The organism is Ornithinimicrobium pratense, assembly GCF_008843165.1.
GTDB classification, from domain to species: Bacteria; Actinomycetota; Actinomycetes; order Actinomycetales; family Dermatophilaceae; genus Ornithinicoccus; species Ornithinicoccus pratensis.
This window is the reverse complement of the sequence record NZ_CP044427.1, coordinates 986,707-1,005,982: the sequence shown is the minus strand read 5'-3', so window position 1 is coordinate 1,005,982 and position 19,276 is coordinate 986,707. Positions and strand designations below refer to the sequence as shown.

Here is a 19,276-nt window from a genome sequence, read left to right as displayed (position 1 = left end):
TGGTCCGAGCACTTTTGTCGAGAGGCATGCAGAAGTTGAGCACTGGACGTGACTAAGTACTGCGTGATTGACTGCGCCCGTGCAGACCAGCGACGTCTTCGAGCTTCTGCGCGACGGCCATCCACGGACGAAGGCGCAGTTGGCCGAGGCCATGGGGCTGGCCCGCTCGACCGTCGCCGCGCGGATCGAGGTGCTGCTGCGCCTGGGTCTGGTCATCCCCCACGGCGGTGCGAGGTCGACCGGCGGCCGACCTCCGTCGTTGTTCGCGATGAATCCCTCCGCGCGCGTCGTGGCGGCCGTCGACCTCGGCGCCACGCACGCCGTCGCCGCCCTGACCGATCTGGCCGGCACAGTGCTCGCCGAGATCCGCGCAGCACTGGACATCGCCGACGGCCCTGATGTCGTGCTGGCCTGGGTGGCGGGTGCAGTCGAGGACCTCCTGGCCCGGGCGAAGCGGCCGGTGCGCGACCTGATCGCGATGGGGATCGGTCTGCCCGGGCCGGTCGAGCACTCCACGGGCCGCCCGATCAACCCGCCGATCATGCCGGGCTGGGACCGGCATGACGTGCCGGCCCACCTGCAGCGCACCTTTCCTGTGCCGGTGCTCATCGACAACGACGTCAACATCATGGCGCTGGGCGAGCAGCGCACCCACCTGCCCGACGTGCCCAACCTCATCTTCCTCAAGGTGGCGACCGGCATCGGCGCGGGCATCATCTCCGGCAATCAACTGCAGCGTGGAGCCCAGGGCACGGCCGGCGACCTGGGACACGTGCGGGTGGCGGGTGCAGACGGCGTGCTGTGCCGCTGCGGCAACGAGGGTTGTCTGGAGGCGGTGGCCGCCGGGCCGGCGCTGGCTGCGGGCCTGCGGGAGCTCCAGGTGCAGGCGGCGACCACGCAGGACGTCATCGACCTGGTCCGCCAGGGCGATCGCGACGCGCTGCAGGTCGTGCGCCAAGCCGGCCGCGACATCGGCGAGGTGGTGGCGACGTCCGTCAACCTCCTCAACCCCTCGGTCGTCGTCATCGGCGGGCGCCTGGCCGACGCCGGCGAGCACCTGCTGGCAGGGATCCGTGAGGTCGTCTACCAGCGCTCCCTGCCGCTCGCCACCCAGCACCTGCAGGTCGTCGCCTCACGCGCCGGAGCACACGCCGGCGTGCTCGGCGCAGCGTTCCTTGCCATCGACCACGCGCTGTCACCCGAGGCGATCGAGGCCGCGAGCGCGAGCGTGGCCTGAGGCGAGAGCCTCAGCCGTGACCCTCCCTAGACCCCGAGACCGAGGAGCAGCAGGACGGCGGCGAAGACGATCCCGGAGGCGATCAGGGTCACCATCGTGTAGCCGAGGATGTCGCGCATCTTCAGGCTGGCGATCGCCAGCACCGGCAGCGCCCAGAACGGCTGGATCATGTTGGTCCACTGGTCGCCGTAGGCGATCGCCATGATCGCCACGGCGGGGTCCACACCCAGTCGCTCGGCGGCGTCCAGCATGACCGGGCTCTGCACAGCGAACTGCCCGCCCCCGGAGGGGACGAAGAAATTCACCACACCCGCCGACAGGAACGCGAGCACGCCGAACGTGGTCGGGTTGGCGATGCTGACCACCCAGTCGGAGAAGATGGTGATGAGGCCGGTCGTGGCCATGATCCCCATGATCCCGGCGTACAGCGGGAACTGCAGGAGGATCTCCCCGACGTTGGATGCCGCGTTCTTGATCAGCGCGATCAGCTCGAAGGTGTTGCGCACCAGCAGGAGGATCAGCGCCAGGAAGGTCCAGTTGACGATGTCGAGGGTCAGCTTCCCACCGTTGGCGAAATGCAGCACCAGGTAGGTGGCCAGGGCCAGGCCCACCAGCAGGGTCACCACCCGGCTTGCGTCGACCCGGTCCGCCGGCGTCACGACCTCGTCGTCCAGGTCCACGTTGTGGGAGTCCCGTGCGTCGAAGTCCAGCTCGATGACCTGCTCGCCCTCACGCGGTGCCACGAGGGCCAGGGCGATGCCGACGACAATGATCGTCGCGACGGCTGCGGCGATGTTCCACCACGTGAAGATCGTCTCGCCGACGGGGATGGTCCGGCCCAGCTGCTCGGCGATGAAGGAGCCCTCGGTGGCCGCGGTGAGGGGGCCCGAGGCCGAGTAGCCCATGTGCCAGATCACGTAACCGGAGTAGCCGGCTGCCACCAGCATCGGGAAGTGCAGGCGCAGACCACGCTCCCGGCCCTGGGCGGCCACCTCCTTGGCGAGCAGGACACCCACGACGAGGCCTAGCCCCCAGGTGATGAGCGAGGCGAGGGAGGCGATGACGAAGACGAACAGGTAGGCCTGCAGCACCGTCTTCGGCACCCCACCCAGCCGGGTGAGCAGCTTGCGCACCGGGCCGGTGTTGGCCAGCGTGTGGCCCAGGAGGAGGATCAGCGCCATCTGAGTCATGAAGGCCAGCAGCCCGGCCAGGCCGTCGCCCCAGCCGGTGATGACCTCGACCGGCCCGGCGTCGGTGAGCAGCAGGGCCGCGATAGCCACGACGAAGGTCAGCACGACGGCGAAGACGAACGCGCTGGGGATGAACCGCTCTACGAGGGAGTTCACCGGGCGCATCACCCGGGCGAGCGGGGCGGACTTCCCCCGAGTCTCTGGCGCAGCTGCTGACATGGGTGCACTCCTGGAATGTGGACGAAGAATCGTGGACTCCCGGCCCGTGGGCGTCGCTGCCACGGGTCCGCGGTGCCGAGAACATACTGCGCATCAACCGTCCGTGGGGGAGGCTCGACGCGTGGAGTCCGGGTGGAGAGGGACCTATGCCCCGGAGCGGTCCCGCCACCACTGGACTCCGCGCTCGACCAGCCAGCCCAGCACCAGCGCGGCGATCAGCGCCACCAGGACGCCCAGCAAGGGTTGCTCCTCCAGCCAGCTCCCCGCCAGCGCCCCAATGCCGACGTTGTAGGCCGCCCAGGTGGTCACCGCGAGGCCATCAAAGAGGATGAACCGCCGGCGGGGGAACTCCATGGCGCCCGCGGTGAGGTTGACCATCTGGCGGCCGCCCGGCACGTAGCGGCAGGCGATGATGATCATGCCGCCGCGTCGCAGCAGGAGCCGACTGATCCAGGTGACGAAGGCGCGCACCTTGGGCCGGCTGCTCTCCCGGAGCCGGCCCAGCCGAGTGTACCGGCCGAGGGTGTAGGTGAGGTTGTCCCCCAGGAAGCCGCCGATCGCCGCCACGGCCATCAGGGCCATGATGTTGGGCTGGCCCTCCGCGGCCGCGACCGCCCCCAGTGCCACCAGCGTGGGCTCGGCGGGCGCGGGCGGCAGAATGCCGTCGAGGATGCAGATGAGCAGCACGACGGGCAACAACCATGTCGAGTCGGCGTGCGTCTCGATGAAGGCGTTCAGCGCCTCGATCATGGATCCTCTTCCTCACGGGCCGGGCAAGTATGACACTTGCCCTGCTGCCACCACCGCCTCTTGGTCGTTGACGCTGACGCTGCCGCCCCTGCTCCGCAGTGGCGGCATTGACCAGCCCGGAGCCGAGGGCACGTCGAGGACGTCATACCGTGTGGACACGGTGGTCGCAGCACACGAGAGACGGAGACGCACGCATGTCGAACCTGATGAGAGCCCTGGTCGGAGGGGCGGCGTCGCTGGGCGTGATGGGCACCGGCGTCGGGCTGTATGCAGCACAGGCCCCGGAGCACGCTGCGAGCCAGGTGGTGGTGGACGACGGGGCGGAGATCCTGCACGAGCCGACCCTGCGTGAGGGCATCGATGGCCTTCGCTTTCACGAGCCCACCGACGTGGCCGTCTTCACCCATCGAGGCGGGGCGGCGGCGTTGACCGATGACCGGGCGCTTAACGACGCGGTGCTCGCCCACGCCCGTGAGTCGCGCACCGAGTGGCTGAGCGGCGATGAGCAGAAGTGGGCCGATGACCTCTACATCTTCGCCGTCGACCCCGAGGGGAGGCTGGTCGGGACCTACTTCGGTGAGAACCGCGCGGTCGATGAGGAGGCGCAGATGGCGATCCAGGACGCCACCAAGGACGACCTGGGCGCCGGCCGCTGGACAGAGGGAGCCATCGTGGGCGTCGAGGAGGCGGCCGACCGCATGAACGCCCCCTTCATGCGCACCACCGGCGGGATCACCGTCGCCACCGTTGGCTCGCTCGCCGTTCTCGGCGGAGCGGGCACCTGGCTCGGCGTCGGGCTGCACCGGGCCCGTCGCAGCCGTGCGGCCCGCGCCGAGGGCGACGAGCGGATGGCCAACGTGGTCCGCGACTACGAGACGACCGAGCTGCACGCCCGGCTCATCCCGGAGGGGTCGCGCTACGGCGGACTGATGCTGCGGCGGTATGACGAATATCAGCAGGGCTTCCGCGAGCTGACCGACCTGGGCAACGAGGCCCGCTCCATCCCCGAGCGCCACTACAACCGGGCCGACTCCCTGGAGCGGCTCACGGCATACCGGGACAAAGCCCGCGAGCTCGACCGGCTCGACGACGTGATCGCCGACACCGCCGCCCTCCTCAACCGCGACCAGGCCTGGCCCCTGGCGTGGCAGCGGCAGGAGTCCCCCGTCCGCGAGGACCTGGGGCGGGTCGGGCCCATGCTCGACTCGGACGAGATGGAGGACGTGCGCGGGAGGCCCGAGGCGCAGGAGCTGCGGGAGTTTGCCTCGCGGGCCCTGACCCGACTGGACCAGCTGCGGGGGGACCTGGAGTCCCGGGCGGTCTCCCCCGACGACGCGCTGGACGAGCTGCGCCAGATGCGCGATGAGCTGAGCGGCTGTCTGGACAAACTGGCCGGCGCGGTCACGGAAGGGCTAGACGCCATGTCCGAGCGGAAGCTGATGGAGCACGCGATGAGCAGGGAACGCGGGCTGCGCCGCCACGAGCCGACCATCCTCAGCACGACCAACCCGATGTGGACCTGGTACACCGTCGCCGCCTTCACGAACGGCCACTCCCGCGGCACCAGCGAGGTCGAGCAGGCACGCGCCCCCTCCTCGGGCGGGTCGTCGTCTGGCTACAGCGGCGGCGGCAGTTTCAGCGGATCGGGCAGCTCCTCACGCTTCTGAGTCGGCCGAGGGGATCGCGCCCACCCTCATCGCCGCCAGGATCGTGTCGTCGTCCACATTCATCGTCAGCATGGCGACCCGCACGCCGTCCTGCCGCCCGGGGACGAACCGCATTGCCCCTGGATGTGGGAGACGAATCTGATGCCGCCCCGGTAACCCGGGGGCTGAAGAGCCTCTTATTAAGAGTGAGCGCCAGGCGTGGCCGCAGCGGTACCTTGATCCCCTCAAGGCGAGGAGGTCGTGCATGAGCCAGATCCCGGCACCTGAGGGCCGGCCGCGGCCGGCCGGGCAGGCCCGTGGCCCCTGCGACGCAAGCGGCATGGAGGACATCCACCGCATGTTCCGTGCCGGCTTCGGGGAGGGCTCGCAGCTGGTCCCCTCGGTGGCCGACGGTGATGTCGCACACGCTGACCGGGTGGGTGACCACCTCGCGATGCTCTCTACCATGCTGCACGCTCACCACGAGTTCGAGGACGAGAACCTGTGGGACAGGCTCAGCGAGCGGGCTCCGGCCTGCGCCCTGCACGTCGACCGGATGAAAGACCAGCATTCGACGATGCTCGTCCATCTCCGCGAGCTCGACGCGGCCCTGCCAGCCTGGCGGTCCAGCGGCCGGACAAGTGACGCCCTACCCGTGCAGGAGGCCCTGGCCGGGATCAACGCGGCGCTGGCCGCCCACCTCCCTGACGAGGAGGAGCACATCGTCCCGGTCATGGAGCGGGTGCTGACCCAGCGTGAGATTAACGAGGCCGCGGTGCACGGCCGGCGCGCAACGCCGAAAGGTAAGACCTTCGCCATGCTCGGGGCTATCCTCGCTGCTCAGCCCGACGGTGGCGCAGCCTGGGCGCGCAAGCACCTGCCCCTGCCGGTGCGGCTGGTCTGGCGGACGATCGGGCGGTCCAGGTACGAGGCGGGCCGCGCCGCCTTGAGACGGCGTGAGCCAGGCGCGCGCGGCGGGTAGAGCAGCACGGGGTGACGACGGCACGCTACGTGGCGATGCTGCACGGGGAGAGCGTCGGCGTCACCGCCGCCCTGACCGGCTAGCCCAGCCTGGGTCAGGTGGGCCGGCCCAGTCCGGCGTCCCGCGCCTTGGCGATCGCCTCGGCCCGGCCGCCTGCGTGCAGCTTGGCCGCCTCCGGCCTGTCGATCGGGCCGAGGTTGACGTCGACCGCGGGAGCAGCCACATCAGGCAGGTTGTACGCGGGGGCTACGACGATCACGAGGGCGGCCAGAACCATGGCGACGGTTGCGGCCCACGAGGCCAACCGCCACCGACCGGCTAGGAACCGGCCAGTCGGGAAGAGCAGGAGCAGCAGGGCAATCGTCACCGGCAGGAATGCCGCGGCCCGGTTGAGGAGCCAGAGGGCGAGGTTGCTGCCCGCAAGCGCCTCGTCATACCCGATCGCGAAGCGCACCCAGGACTGGGCGAGGCAGTCGCGCGCCCAGAAGCAGCCGAGCCACGCAAGCGCCCAACCGAAACCCTGGCGCGGGTCGCGCACGAGGATGACGGTGGCGAGGGCGGTCAGGAGGGGTCCGAGTATGGCGTAGGGCCAGCCCCAGCCGGACGCGAGCTGGGCGCCGGCGCCGGTGGGGTCGGTGCGCAGGTCGAGGACGGCGCTGAGCACGAAGATGGCGCCCGTGACCAGCACGAAGCCGGCCCTGAACGCAGTGCTCACTTTGTCAGTCCGTCAGCCGTTGCGGAATGCCTTGTCGCCAGCGGTGAACCCGATGGCGGTGACGAGCAGCCACGGGACGGCGACGACGCCGGCCATGTACTCGAACGGCGAGATGCCCATGAGCAGCGTCAGCCCGCCCATGATCAGACCGACCCGGCCCTCCAGCGGGGCACGGCGGCGTGCGGCTGAGCGGCGAGGTAGAGGCTTAGCCCGGTCAGGCCGGCGAGGGTCCACAGCCAGGGGATCGTGCCGATCCAGTGGTTATACATGCTCACGCTCGTGGCCGTGACCCCTTCGCCGCCCGAGGCCAGCGCCCGCATGAACTCGGTGTCGAGACCAGAGCCCAGGATCGAGGCGACGGCGGTGCCGAGCAGCCCGGCGAAAGCGACGGGGGGCAGCATGCTGTCAGCCGGGAGCTTGGACCGGAGCCGGCGGTACAACCCGGCGCCGAAGATGATCATGAAGATCGCGCCGACGACGGTGATCGAGTGGAAGGCGTACATCCAGCTGGTCTGCGTCTCGAGCTCGGCGGCGATCTGCTCGGGGTGGTCAGGCTCGGGTCGTAGACAGCGCTGACGGCGCTGCTCGTGATGATCGTGCCGGCACCCAGGAGGGCGGAGCCGATGCCGGAGAGCGCCCAGAGGCGGCTCTGCCGGGAGCGGACCCGCGCCGGCTCGACGACGACGTCCGAGCGCACGGGGTTGGTGGTGGTGATGGTGGTCATCGCGGTTCCTTCTGTCGTGGTTGATGCGATGACACGACTTTGGCGGGCGGGGTGTCTCGGGGCACAGGGACGGGTGGGCACAGGTTGTCCCGTCTCAAGTCCTTCCGATCGGGGTGTCGTGCTGGGCGGTTCTGCTTGCGTTGCGCCCCGCCGCCTGCATGGCGTAGGTCAGTCGAGGATGTTGCGGGCTATCTGGTTGGCACCGTTGACGGGGTTCTGGCCACTGATGATGGCTGGGAGGTTGATCGTAAACCTGAGCGATTGGGCGTCGACGTGATGGTGGGCGGCCACAGTGTCGTGGCGCAGCACCTCGATGGCCGGATCGCTCATGTCATAACCACGGCAGAACGTCGTGGCGTAGGAGTCGGTGAAAGGCGCGTCCCGAGACATGGTCTGGTGGTCGTAGCCAAAGCCGGACTCAGAACCGTAGGCCGCCAAGTGTTGGAGTAAGGAGTCAGCCAAAGCCGTATTGCCGGTCGAGCTGAGGCGATCCAGGATGCGATCGACAAGCATGGGGATGGAGAAGGTGTTGCTGCTGGCGGCAGCGTTGGCCAGACCGATGCTCACCAGCAGAAGGCGGCCCTCGCCGGGGCCGTCGTCGGTGTCAGCGATGGCATCGACCTGGTGGACGCCTTGGACCATGTGGCTCGAACTGACGCGCTTCGTAGTCTTGACCTCGACGCCGACCCGGTTCCAGGCGAAGTCACGCTGCGAGCGGTGCCAGCCCGCCCAGGACTGCAGCACCGTCCCGACCTGCGGGTCGTCGGCCTCGTGGACCAGCGAGTTGAGGATGAGCAGTTCGCCGGCGAGTCCGAGCATGGCGCCCTCTGAAATCTGGAGGCGCCTGATCGCCAACTCAATGATTGGCTCGGTGAGGCTGAAGGCCTGGACCATGTCGTCCTCCGCACCATTGCGCAGCAATTCGGTGCAGATGAACGAACCGACTTGATCGAAGTGGCCAAGAGCTGGTAGCAAGATGCGGTTTGCGCTCAGTAAGGGCCCGGAGTCCCTGTGCCAGTCATGGTGCTGCAGGGCCTCGCGCACCGTCGCGGTTCGGGGCTCCAACCGTTCACCCGGCAGGAAGACCTCCAGGCGGCCGGCCTGGTCGCGCGCCACGGCGAGCGCCTGGGACTCGTTGAGCCAATGGATGTCCCTGGCGAGGCCCGATGGGGCGTCGGGGACCGACAAAATCTGGTCCAGGACGGACTCGTAGGTGTCCATGAGGATTCTCCGTTCAGATGGGGAGTGCGCTCGCCTTGGTGGCTGCGAACTGCTCTGGGCCCCCGGCGGGCAGACAGACACCGACCGCGATGCTGGGGTGCGGCTGGACATTCCACTCGTTGACGTAGAAAAGAATCAACCCGTCGGAGCCAGCTGGCCGCCAAGCAGTCCCACCACCGGCGGGAGGTAGCGGCGCGTTGTGATGGTAGTAGTCGAAGAACTCGTCGCCTCGGTAACCAGTGGGGCCGGCCTTGGGGTTGTTGGACCCCCACTCGGTCTTCATCTCGCCGCCCTCAACGCACTTGGCTGTGGTCGGAATCTGGAAGGGCAGGGCTGCCAGCGGACCAGAGTTGACGGGTGATCCGCCGCCGTAGCGGATGCCCACCCAGAAACGGGGCTGGGTCTGCCGCTTGCGGGTTAGGTTCGCCGTGGACCACCTGACGCCAGGCTGGCCGGTCACGAAAAGGCCACGGACAGAACGCGTGAGACAGGCGTCCCACAGCCTCATGTAGGCGGGGATCGAGTAAGGGCAGTCCGAGCGGACTGGATCGTCTTGACCCATGCCCGACGGTGCGCGGTAGAGGTCTCCGGCCTGCAGGGGAGCAGCGGCGGCAACTCGGGCCCGCACCTGGGCCCAGTGCTCGGCGATCCGATTATCGGCTCTCCCGGGCCGATAGTCCTCGAAGTTGAGTCCATCGAGCACTTCCGCGGCCTGCGTCAGCGTCAGGGGCTCATCGAGGATACGGCCGCGGAGGCTGTTACCTGCCACCAGGTCCGACGACGCGCCACCGGCGAACAGGCTGGCGACGAGCACGGCGTTGGGATCGGGCTGCCTGCCTGAGTTGACGAGCCGAACGAACGGCTTGGCACCCGGGCTCAACGGCCGCGTGTTGAGGTTTGCGATCTTGCCGGTGGCGAGGAAGCCGAGACCCTGCAGGACTGCGGGGTCGGGCGCACCGGCCTGCATATTCTCGGTGATGGCGATGCGGACCGCCTCGTCAATGTCGTGATAGGCCCGGAACAGGCTGAGTTGCTGTCGGTCGGCAAAGACCCTGCACAACTCGATGTACGCGCCCCGGTACCCAAACCAGCGCTGCATCTGCATCTGGGTGTCTGCGAACGGCGCCGGCGAGGACCGCTGAAACAGGGCGGTGGTCAGGCCCTCAAGGGTCAGGCCGCGCGCCATGACGTTGCCAGAGACGAAGATAGTAGACAGGTCGTGCGCGGGCAGCCACCTCTGTGTGCCCTCGTCGAATGACGGAGCGTACTCGGGCCGATCGTCAGCGGTCGGGTCGCTGTTCACGACTGCGACGCGCGTGCCCGGGATGACCTCGGTTTCAAGGAGGTGGCGGGTGGTGGGCCAGTCAGGAAACGGTGCAGGACTGAGCAGATTGAACTCGCCTGCTATGCCCCGGGCCGACGATTGGTACCACTCGAGCCATGCCTCCCACTGCGCCTCCTGCGAGCGCATCCGGGCGACCAGCGAGCCGGGCAAGCCGGCGCGGCCGGACTCCAGCATCGCTCGTGCTTCTCCTCGGTCGGCCACCCCCGCCCACAGCAAGACGTCCTCGGCGCCTCGGAAGTGGTCCTGGATGCTGGCCGAGGGGTGGTACAACATGGAGTGGGGCGGGGAGGTGGCCGTTGCGGCCTCGTCCCGGGTGTCGAAAGTCGACTTGATTGCCGAGTGCGGTCCCAGTCGCCGCGAGCGGTGGAGCCGGACCGCGCCGGCAACCAGGAACGCCCTCACCGCCTCCCCGAGGTCTTGTTCGGCGTTGCCGGTGGTCGCGGAGCACAGTCCGGCAGATTCGCTGCGGTGGTAAAAGACCTCTCCCCCGGTGTAGTAGGCGGACATCCCAAGCGGCTCGGGATAGGTCGATGACCGCGGCGCAGTGACGTTACCGACGGGGTTCGAGGGGTCCACCACGTGCCCGGAGTCCAGGGGCGTTCGTAGGGACACGAGGAAGTCCCGCGGAGCCAGTGGATTGTGGTCCTCCTGCAGCAGGTTGGCCTGCGGCGTCGCCGTGTAGGCGATATAGGTGGCGAACAGGTTGGCCGGGACTGAATCGGTGAATTCCCAGAGGTTGGCGATGCCCCGAGGGATCTGCTTGAGGTCGTCGCGTGCAGGATCACGTCCGGCCTCCACGACAGCGTCCAGGATAGATCCGTCGTCGGCTTCGTCGTCCAGGACAAGCATATGGAAAGGGCGGCCGAGTTCGCTGACCGTGTCGAAGACATTAGTGCGGAGGGATCGGGCAAGGGCATGTAGGTGGTTGATCTGCTTCATCGCCACAATGATGATTGGCTGACGCTTTGTCAGCCTGCGACGCACAGGGCTGGGTGCCATGTGGTACACCGACTGCAGATCTGCCTGCTCATCACTTAGGGCGATCTCCGGAACGGGGCGAAGGATGCGCCTCGCATCCCTGCCGGTGCCTTCGCCGGCGTCGAGTTGGCTGATAAGACGCTCATACGTCTGGCGCCACAACGAGATCCGCGTGCCGGCGAGCACCACGAGGATGTCGACCTCATGGTCGAGGGCGAGCGCCGAGACGCCGAGCATGGAGGCCGTCTTGCCGGACTGGACCGATCCCATCACCAGCCCGGTGCGAGCCCGGGTGGGCCAGACCCCCGCACTCGGGGGGCCGATGCCTAGGAGTCCTCTGTTCAGGATGAACCGGCAGTCGGCCTCCAACGCAGCGTGAGCCGTGGGCGATAAGCCCTTGAGTTGGGCAATGTAGCGAGCCCACCACGACCCCTGCGGTTGAGCGGGTGCAGGAGGGTCGAAGTAGACGCGCTCGGTCTGCGGTAGATGCTGGGCCATGTCGAGGTCAGGTGTCCTTCGACTTGACGATCATGTCCTGGAGTTGCTCGTACCCCGACGAGCCAAAGCGGTCGCGCACAATCTGCGAGGCGGCTGCACCATCGATGCCGAGAGTGTCGAGGATGTCACGTGCGAGGCGCGCGATGTAGTCCCATTGATCCTTGGTCTGGGTCTTCTTGGGGCGCCGCCAGCCGCGACTTTCGGAGGCCTTCCGGATGTCAGCGGTTTTCGACTCAATGAGGTCTTCGATGTCGTCGGGTCGAGTGATCGTCGCCAGGGCGACCCCCACCAGGGAACCCACCAGTTGGAGTTCCTGCCAACTGCCACTCCTCTTGCCGCCCATGAACTCTGCTGCCCAGAGTTCATCAAAAGAAGCGTGCAGGTCGATGGCTCGGCCGATCCACGTGAACAGGTCCGCGATCGTCTCGGCGCGCAGCAGCGGGCGACCGGAGTGCTCCTGCAGGTCTGCGAGCATCTGGTTGATGTGGGTCGCAGTCGAAGCGAAGGGCTTGCCCGGGTCGAAGACGAGCACTGAGATCATCCAGGCCAGCACCTTGGTTCGCTTGTACCGAGTGACTCCGAACTTGTACCCGGTGAGGGAGCGGCTGATGCGTTCCAAGCCCGCGACGTCGGCCAATGCCGGCGCAACGTCGGACACGTCCCTGCGCCGGTCAGCGTCCCCTGCAGCGAACAGGAGGGCCCGGGTGAGTTCGACCTCGTGGTAAACCGCGTTGCGGATCTCCTCGGCATTTAGGTGGACGCCCTGTTTATTGTAAAGCTTGAACACCTCGTGGATCTGACGGCGCTCGGCGTGTGTGTACTCGATAACGGGAATCTTATAGTCGGCAGGTTCCTCGAAGAGTTCCTGGACCGATAGTTCCTGCTCCGCGACGGTAATAGTCTCGTCCTTAACCTGGGTGTAATATTTGCCCTTCAGGCCTTGCAAGTCGGTGCCGATCAGTGCGCTTTCCTTTGATCCTCGCAGCCGGAAGGGGAAGTAGTACTCGTTCTCCACCTTTGCGGTGAGCGTTTCGCCCATCTTGTTTTTCCAGAGCTTCTTGAAGGCGGGGTAGTTCTCGTGGAAGAGGGTGTCGAAACCGGCATCGGGATGCTGCTCGGCCACGTCTTCGATCTTCTGCCTGGCGATCGGGTGAGTTCCAACGAAGCGCAGGATTGCGGTGAGCCGCTGCTTTCCGTCGACGACTTCGCGGGGCTTGGGCGCCTTGTTGCGCAGCAGGATGATCGACGGCAACGGGATGCCCCGGAGGATCGACTCGATGAGGGCGGAGCGGTCATTGTTGTTCCACACGTCGCCGCGCTGGTAGGACGGAGTGAGGTTGAGCTTGCCCTTCGCGAGGGCCTGAATAGGCCAGACCTCAGCCTTGGCCCGCACCGGCTGCGGGTTGGTGGGCTCGTCGTCTGTGGCCTGTTCCTCCCATGCGGCCGCCCAGTCTTCGGTGGCGGTACTAAGGGAGTCGCCCTGCTCCCTGCTCTGAAGGAAGCCCGACTGGAGGCGCACGGCGAGCTGGATGCGGCTGTGCAGCGCGGCCAGGGCCTCGGTGGTCAGTTCAGCTATGCCAGTGGTGTCCTCGATGGCGTCGGCCGGGTTTAGGCTCAGTTGCGAGACAAGGGCGGTGAAGAAGGCCACGCGACTGTCGGCAGACAGTTCTTCGATGTTGAGCCATCCCTGGACTTCGATGAACTGGTGGAGCCAAGCGTCAGAGTCGAAGTCGACCTCCGACGACGAGAAGGTGGTGGATGCCGCCGGCACGTCGTTCGGAGCCTCCGACGCCTCGGACAGGGTGGCCATGTCGTCGGCGATGGCTACGAGCAGTTCCTCCCTTGTGTCGTCTTCGGCCTCGTCAAGGACGTGCTGTGTTTCGGTCACGATGCGGCTCCCACAGTTCTGGTCGTTCGAGTGTTGGTGGCTCCCGGGATGGCAAACAGCAGCGGCTTTGCGATGGCTTTGACGACCTTGGCGTTGACGGCGTTACCAAGGGCCTTGTACGCGTCGAGGTCACTTTCGGGCAATGAGATGTCGCCGAGGCTCTGCAGGTTCGCGCACTCCCGCGGAGTCATGTAGCGGCGTCCACCGGCGAGATTTGCCCCAAGGATTGGTACCTGGCTCTGTGTGAAGGCGATCAGGCTCGGAGCGGTGGTCGGCCGCTTTATCCGAACACCGGAGGCGCGCACCTGCAGCACGAAGTTATCAATGTCGCGCTCCTCCCCTTGGGCGTTCCACTCCATCTTCTGGAAGCTCGAAGGGAAGTCCCACGGCTGCCACTGGTTCATCCACGGGTTGATCCAGCCTGCGTTGTCACGGTAGAACTCCCGGTTCTGTCGGATGAAGGTGCGCTTCCAGCGCGGGAACTCGACGTCACCCTGGCGGCGCGAGTGACTTGGGATCCGCGCCCGCTGTTCGGGGATGGGAAGGCCATCGAGTTCGAAGCCGAAGCTGCCGCGCACGTGCATGCCGCTGAGCCCGTACTTGCGACGACGCTCCCAGACGGCCGAAGGTGTCTCGAACTCAAACGGGTAGGTAGCCCCGAACTCCATGGCCCAGATGGGGAAGGATGGCATCTTCAGCGAGGACGGGGAGCGCTTGAGGAAGTCGCCCCACATGTCGATGGCCCGAAGGGTCAGGTCGGGGATCGGGCGGCTCGACATGATGCTCGTGTGAAGCACCTTGGAAATGCTGGTTGGGTCCTTGTGCTTCTCGGGCCACTCGAAGCCGTCGAGCCCATCGAGCGATCCGACGAAGTAGGCACGGTCACGTACCTGCGGGATGCCGAACTCGTGCGGCGAGAAGTGCGCCACTTTGACCGCGTACCCAAGATCCTGCAGCATGTTGAACATGGTGTCCTTGGTTCGACCGCCGTCGTGTCGCAGGATGTTGGGAACATTCTCCAGAATGAACCGGGGGGGCCGCTTCACCTTCAGGATCTGGTGCACCTTGAAGAAGAGGTTGCCCTGCACAGTGTCTTGGAATCCGAGTTGATCACCAGCCTTAGAGAACGGCTGACACGGAAAACCTGCGGTAAGGACGTGATGTTCAGGGACCTTTTGGTCGATATCTTCGTCGGTTTTTAGCCTGTTAATGTCGGACCAAACCTCTACGCCAAAGTTGTGCCTGTAGAGCGCGTTGAGGGTCGGCTCCCACTCGACAGCAAAAACACCCTGACCACCGAGTTCCTGCAGGGCCACGTGAAAACCACCGAGGCCGCTGAAGAGATCGATAAAACGGAAGGCTCCGCTACTTTCCAGCACCCTCAACCGTCCCATCCCACACGACCACAGCACCAACTCTCTTGACTGACTATGTTCTATCTTGCCAGCAGGAGCTGACATTTCCGCGATGGGGCGGGGGGTGTGTCAGGGGCCCGGTCAGACCTTCACGCTCCTGAGCATCCTGCCCAAGGGGGCGGTGTCGCACATGCCCGCGTCGTTGGATGAGCGTCTCACCCTGGCGCCGTCGTCCTCCAAGACGTCAATGGGATACCTGAGCCTCGCCTCCGACAGAACTGACGTTACCTCGCATGGGCGGTCGGGACACAAGACCGACAATGCGCAAGCCCGCGGAGCCTCTTCACGGCCTGGTCCTAGGGTCAGGGTGGCAGGCCGTTGGCAGCATGCCACCCTGCCTCCATAAGCACGCGCCGCAACTCTGGCCGTCCTTTTGTCGGCGGCGCTTGAAAACTGAGCAGGTACGGCGCGGCAGCTTCCACTCAACGTCGCAACACCGTTCATGGGCTCATCCTCCCGGTGGCGAGCGGAACTTCGAGCGACGTGACTGGAGGCGACTGATGTCTACGCCAGTCCAAAACACGCAACTGCAGCAGGGGCTCGCTTCTCGACGCCAGGTCAACTCGAAGCCATCGCAAGCCCCCGCGCCACCCGACACATCAGCGACTCGCGCATTTGACGACCCGTCCCTCGAACCACATGGGCAGGGCAAGGGCGTGACCTCACCAGTTGGGGCCACGCCGTTGCCTTGGGTTCAGGTTAGGAACGCATCCGCATCGTGGTCACTCTTCTAACCTCATTTAGCGGGGGCAATCCGGCTGCCGTGGACAGACCCCTACTCAAGTTTTCAACTACAGCCGCTGGTGCTGCCGCAGCCCTCGCACACGTAGCAGGACCCGGCCGGCCGCATCTTCGTGCCGCAGGTCATGCAGATTGGCGCGTCGTTGACCTTGCCGGCGAACTGCTCGAGCAGCTCGGCCGAGGAGTGGACGTTGGCATCAGCCTTGCGGACGTCCGCAGCACCGGCGCCGGACTTGTCGGCCTCCTTCTCCGCCTTCTTGGCCGGGGCGGTGGCCACGCCCTGGGAGAAGCCCTCCAGCTCGTCCTCGTAGTCCTCCTGGGAGCCGTTGCTCGGAGCCACCGGGGCGTAGGAGCCGGTCTCAAGCTGGCGGGCCCGCTCCTCAGCGGAGTGGATGCCCATGTAGGACCGGGACTCAAAGTCCAGGTGGTCCAGCGCCAGGCGGCGGAAGACGTAGTCCATGATCGACTGCGCCATGCGCACGTCCGGGTCGTCGGTCAGGCCGGCCGGCTCGAAGCGCAGGTTGGTGAACTTTTCCACAAAGGTCTCCAGCGGCACGCCATACTGCAGGCCGATCGAGACCGCGATCGAGAAGGCGTCCATCACGCCGGCCAGGGTCGAGCCCTGCTTGCCGAACTTGAGGAAGATCTCGCCCAGGTCGCCGTCGTCGTAGGTGCCGGCGGTGAGGTAACCCTCGGCGCCACCCACGGCGAAGCTGGTGGTCTGCGACGAACGGCGCTTGGGCAGACGCTTGCGGACGGGGCGGTACTCGATGACCTTCTCGACCTTGGGCTCGGCCTCGTTCTCGGTCTTCTTGTCGTTCTTGTCACCCTTGCCGTCGGACAGCGGCTGGCCGACCTTGCAGTTGTCGCGGTAGACGGCCAGCGCCTTCAGGCCCAGCTTCCAGCCCTGCAGGTGAACGTCCTCGATCTCCTCCACGGTCGCCGACTCAGGCAGGTTGACCGTCTTGGAGATGGCGCCGGACAGGAACGGCTGGACCGCGGCCATCATCCGCACGTGGCCCATCGGGGCGATCGAGCGCACACCCATGGCGCAGTCGAAGACCTCGTAGTGTTCGGTCTTCAGACCCGGGGCGTCGATGACGTGACCGTTCTCGGCGATGTACTCAACGATCGCCTCGATGGTCTCCTCGGTGTAGCCCATCCGCTTCAGCGCGCGGGGGATCGTCTGGTTCACGATCTGCATCGAGCCGCCGCCGACAAGCTTCTTGAACTTCACCAGCGAGAAGTCGGGCTCGATGCCGGTGGTGTCGCAGTCCATCATGAAGCCGATGGTCCCGGTGGGGGCCAGCAGCGAGGCCTGCGCGTTACGGAAGCCGTTCTTCTCACCGGTCTTGACCACGGCGTCCCACGCCTTGGTCGCGGCCTTGTGGATCTGGCTGTCCATGGTGTGCAGGGTGCGGATCTCGTCGTTGGCGGCCTGGTGCTTGCGCATCACCCGCTTGTGCGCGTCGGCGTTGCGGGCATATCCGTTGTACGGGCCCACGACCGAGGCGAGCTCGGCAGAGCGCTTGTAGGCGGCGCCGGTCATCAGCGAGGTGATGGCGGCGGCGAGCGCGCGGCCACCGTCGGAGTCGTAGCCGTGGCCGGTGGCCATCAGCAGAGCGCCAAGGTTGGCGTAGCCGATGCCCAGCTGACGGTAGTCACGGGTGGTCTGCCCGATCGCCTCGGTCGGGAAGTCGGCGAAGCAGATGGAGATGTCCATCGCGGTGAAGATCAGCTCAGTGACCCTCTCGAAGGTCTCCACGTCGAAGGTGTCGTCCTGGCGGAGGAACTTCAGCAGGTTGATCGAGGCGAGGTTGCAAGAGCTGTTGTCCAGCGACATGTACTCCGAGCACGGGTTGGACGCGGTGATCCGGCCGGTCTCGGGGTTGGTGTGCCAGTCGTTGATCGTGTCGTCGTACTGGATGCCCGGGTCGGCGCACTCCCAGGCCGCCTTGGCCATCTTCTCGAAGAGGGTCTTGGCGTCGACGGTCTCGATGACCGAGCCGTCCTTGCGGGAGGTCAGGCCGAACTCTTTGCCCTCCTCCACGGCGCGCATGAACTCGTCGGTGACACGCACGGAGTTGTTGGCGTTCTGGTACTGCACGGACACGATGTCCCTGCCGCCCAGGTCCATGTCGAAGCCGGCGTCGCGCAGCGCGCGGATCTTGTCCTCCTCGCGCGCCTTGGTCTCGATGAACTCCTCGATGTCAGGGTGGTCCACGTCGAGCACGACCATCTTGGCCGCTCGACGGGTCGCGCCGCCGGACTTGATGGTGCCCGCGGAGGCGTCGGCGCCTCGCATGAAGGACACCGGGCCGGAGGCGGTGCCGCCGGAGGAGAGCAACTCCTTGGAGGAGCGGATGCGGGAGAGGTTGAGGCCGGCGCCGGAGCCGCCCTTGAAGATGAACCCCTCTTCCTTGTACCAGTTGAGGATCGAGTCCATCGAGTCGTCGACCGCGAGGATGAAGCACGCGCTGACCTGCTGCGGGCTGGCGGTGCCGACGTTGAACCAGACCGGGGAGTTGAAGGAGAAGACCTGGTGCAGCAGTGCATAGGTGAGCTCGTGCTCAAAGATCTGCGCGTCCTCGTCGGTCGCGAAGTAGCCGTGCTCCTTGCCCGCCCGGGTGTAGGTGAGCACCACACGGTCGATGAGCTGCTTGAGCCCCTGCTCCCGCTCCGGGGTGCCGACCGCACCACGGAAGTACTTCGTGGTCACGATCGTGGAGGCGTTCACCGACCAGAAGTCGGGGAACTCCACGCCCCGCTGCTCGAAGATGGTCTCGCCGCTCTTCCAGTTGGTCTGGACGATGTCCCGCGACTCCCAGGTGACCTGGTCGTACGGGTGGACGCCAGGCGTGGTGAAGATCCGGTCAATCTTCAGGCCCCTGCCGCTGCGGCGGGTGCGAGCCCTCGCCCCGGTCGTCTCGGTCATGACATCTCTCCTTGGTCAGGTGGTGCGGTGTGCGGTCGATCTCTTGGTATGTAGTGCAGCACCGGGGTCTGACAGACCACGGCGCACGGGGGCAGGGTTACTGCATACCCCCAGGTCGGACGGGCGCACCGGCCGTGGCCGGTGCGTCCCGCTCGGTGCGGAGCAGGGTGATGGCGGCCTCGAAGTCCTCGAGGGAGTCAAAGGCTTGGTAGACGGAGGCGAAGCGCAGGTAGGCGACCTCGTCGAGGCAGCGCAGCGGTGCCAGGATCGCCAGACCCACCTCGTGGGCATCGACCTCGGCCTGGCCCAGGGAGCGGATCGACTCCTCGACCTGCTGGGCCAGCACCTGCAGCTGCGCCTCGGTCACCGGCCTGCCCTGGCAGGCCTTGCGGGCGCCGGAGATGACCTTGTCGCGGCTGAACGGCTCGGTCGCGCCGGAGCGCTTGATCACCGACAGGGTGGCGCTCTCGACGGTGCCGAACCGGCGGCCGCACTCGGGGCACTGACGGCGCCGTCGGATGACGGTGCCTTCCTCCTGGACGCGGCTGTCCACGACACGGGAGTCGGTGTGCCGGCAGAACGGGCAGTGCATCTCGCCTCCTGTGTCGAGCGTGGCAGCGGCCGCTGGCAGCGCGCCGCGAAGACACCCCTTGCGGAGGGTGTCCTGTGGGTGGTTGTGGGGACTTCCTGTGGATGACGTGTGGGTACGCGCCATCCCGCTGTGCACAAGATGTGGAGGAACCACATCCCTGTAACTACTAGATGTTGGGATCGTATGTCGCTCCCGCTACT

15 protein-coding genes are annotated in these 19,276 nt (G+C 66.6%); 3 read left to right on the top strand and 12 right to left on the bottom strand.

What is annotated here, in order from left to right:
- Positions 1 to 79 precede the first annotated feature (79 nt).
- Positions 80 to 1,237: an ROK family transcriptional regulator gene (locus FY030_RS04530; RefSeq protein WP_238348550.1), complete on the top strand. Its 1,158-nt coding sequence runs from the start codon at positions 80 to 82 to the stop codon at positions 1,235 to 1,237.
- A 26-nt stretch (positions 1,238 to 1,263) separates the two neighbouring features.
- Here FY030_RS04530 and FY030_RS04525 read toward each other — a convergent pair whose 3' ends face one another.
- Both FY030_RS04525 and FY030_RS04520 read right to left on the bottom strand, forming a co-directional pair.
- Positions 1,264 to 2,646, bottom strand: coding sequence for a short-chain fatty acid transporter (locus tag FY030_RS04525; RefSeq protein ID WP_238348549.1), 1,383 nt, complete (start codon positions 2,644 to 2,646; stop codon positions 1,264 to 1,266).
- Between the two features lie 144 nt (positions 2,647 to 2,790).
- Entirely contained in the window at positions 2,791 to 3,396 is a 606-nt protein-coding gene (locus FY030_RS04520) for a DedA family protein (RefSeq protein WP_158060472.1), read from the bottom strand.
- Between the two features lie 194 nt (positions 3,397 to 3,590).
- Here FY030_RS04520 and FY030_RS04515 point away from each other — a divergent pair, with 194 nt between their 5' ends.
- Complete coding sequence (locus FY030_RS04515; protein WP_158060471.1) at positions 3,591 to 5,063, top strand: DUF5129 domain-containing protein; 1,473 nt, start codon at positions 3,591 to 3,593, stop codon at positions 5,061 to 5,063.
- Here FY030_RS04515 and FY030_RS17020 read toward each other — a convergent pair.
- A complete protein-coding gene (locus tag FY030_RS17020; protein WP_272950539.1) occupies positions 5,052 to 5,177 on the bottom strand; it encodes a hypothetical protein in 126 nt (41 codons plus the stop codon). The two genes, FY030_RS04515 and FY030_RS17020, sit on opposite strands and share 12 nt — an antisense overlap.
- A gap of 130 nt (positions 5,178 to 5,307) precedes the next feature.
- On the opposite strand from FY030_RS17020, the gene FY030_RS04510 reads away from it, so the two are divergent.
- Entirely contained in the window at positions 5,308 to 6,024 is a 717-nt protein-coding gene (locus FY030_RS04510) for a hemerythrin domain-containing protein (RefSeq protein WP_158060470.1), read from the top strand.
- 94 nt (positions 6,025 to 6,118) lie between these two features.
- Here FY030_RS04510 and FY030_RS04505 read toward each other — a convergent pair whose 3' ends face one another.
- The 9 genes from FY030_RS04505 to nrdR all read right to left on the bottom strand — a co-directional run bounded on the left by FY030_RS04505 (position 6,119) and on the right by nrdR (position 19,076).
- Positions 6,119 to 6,739: a hypothetical protein gene (locus FY030_RS04505; protein ID WP_158060469.1), complete on the bottom strand. Its 621-nt coding sequence runs from the start codon at positions 6,737 to 6,739 to the stop codon at positions 6,119 to 6,121.
- A gap of 12 nt (positions 6,740 to 6,751) precedes the next feature.
- A complete protein-coding gene (locus FY030_RS17015) occupies positions 6,752 to 6,880 on the bottom strand; it encodes a hypothetical protein (protein ID WP_272950538.1) in 129 nt (42 codons plus the stop codon).
- Between the two features lie 2 nt (positions 6,881 to 6,882).
- Positions 6,883 to 7,242 carry a hypothetical protein gene (locus FY030_RS04500; protein ID WP_158060468.1) on the bottom strand — a complete coding sequence of 120 codons (360 nt, stop codon included), beginning with the start codon at positions 7,240 to 7,242 and terminating at the stop codon, positions 6,883 to 6,885.
- Positions 7,243 to 7,631: 389 nt separating this feature from the next.
- Entirely contained in the window at positions 7,632 to 8,684 is a 1,053-nt protein-coding gene (locus tag FY030_RS04495; protein ID WP_192498719.1) for a PD-(D/E)XK motif protein, read from the bottom strand.
- 13 nt (positions 8,685 to 8,697) lie between these two features.
- The gene (locus tag FY030_RS04490) at positions 8,698 to 11,277 is read right to left on the bottom strand and encodes a Z1 domain-containing protein (RefSeq protein ID WP_238348548.1); all 2,580 of its coding nucleotides are present in this window, start codon (positions 11,275 to 11,277) and stop codon (positions 8,698 to 8,700) included.
- 235 nt (positions 11,278 to 11,512) lie between these two features.
- Positions 11,513 to 13,393 (bottom strand): DUF262 domain-containing protein, encoded by a 1,881-nt coding sequence (locus tag FY030_RS04485; RefSeq protein WP_158060465.1) that lies wholly within the window; start codon positions 13,391 to 13,393, stop codon positions 11,513 to 11,515.
- A complete protein-coding gene (locus FY030_RS04480) occupies positions 13,390 to 14,772 on the bottom strand; it encodes a DNA cytosine methyltransferase (protein ID WP_202879756.1) in 1,383 nt (460 codons plus the stop codon). Before FY030_RS04480 ends, FY030_RS04485 begins: the two co-directional genes overlap by 4 nt.
- Before the next feature lie 823 nt (positions 14,773 to 15,595).
- On the bottom strand, positions 15,596 to 18,484 hold the full coding sequence (locus tag FY030_RS04475; protein ID WP_158060463.1) for a vitamin B12-dependent ribonucleotide reductase: 2,889 nt from the start codon (positions 18,482 to 18,484) through the stop codon (positions 15,596 to 15,598).
- Positions 18,485 to 18,581: 97 nt separating this feature from the next.
- Positions 18,582 to 19,076 (bottom strand): transcriptional regulator NrdR, encoded by a 495-nt coding sequence (nrdR, locus tag FY030_RS04470; RefSeq protein WP_158060462.1) that lies wholly within the window; start codon positions 19,074 to 19,076, stop codon positions 18,582 to 18,584.
- Positions 19,077 to 19,276: the final 200 nt, after the last annotated feature.

Bases quoted from the DNA above. Each gene is read 5' to 3' on its own strand.
- FY030_RS04525 (WP_238348549.1), bottom strand. From the start codon at position 2,646: ATGTCAGCAGCTGCGCCAGAGACTCGGGGGAAGTCCGCCCCGCTCGCC.
- FY030_RS04520 (WP_158060472.1), bottom strand. From the start codon at position 3,396: ATGATCGAGGCGCTGAACGCCTTCATCGAGACGCACGCCGACTCGACA.
- FY030_RS04515 (WP_158060471.1), top strand. From the start codon at position 3,591: ATGTCGAACCTGATGAGAGCCCTGGTCGGAGGGGCGGCGTCGCTGGGC.
- FY030_RS17020 (WP_272950539.1), bottom strand. From the start codon at position 5,177: ATGCGGTTCGTCCCCGGGCGGCAGGACGGCGTGCGGGTCGCCATGCTG.
- FY030_RS04510 (WP_158060470.1), top strand. From the start codon at position 5,308: ATGAGCCAGATCCCGGCACCTGAGGGCCGGCCGCGGCCGGCCGGGCAG.
- FY030_RS17015 (WP_272950538.1), bottom strand. From the start codon at position 6,880: ATGGGCGGGCTGACGCTGCTCATGGGCATCTCGCCGTTCGAGTACATG.
- FY030_RS04500 (WP_158060468.1), bottom strand. From the start codon at position 7,242: ATGTACGCCTTCCACTCGATCACCGTCGTCGGCGCGATCTTCATGATC.
- FY030_RS04495 (WP_192498719.1), bottom strand. From the start codon at position 8,684: ATGGACACCTACGAGTCCGTCCTGGACCAGATTTTGTCGGTCCCCGAC.
- FY030_RS04490 (WP_238348548.1), bottom strand. From the start codon at position 11,277: ATGGGATCGGTCCAGTCCGGCAAGACGGCCTCCATGCTCGGCGTCTCG.
- FY030_RS04475 (WP_158060463.1), bottom strand. From the start codon at position 18,484: ATGACCGAGACGACCGGGGCGAGGGCTCGCACCCGCCGCAGCGGCAGG.
- nrdR (WP_158060462.1), bottom strand. From the start codon at position 19,076: ATGCACTGCCCGTTCTGCCGGCACACCGACTCCCGTGTCGTGGACAGC.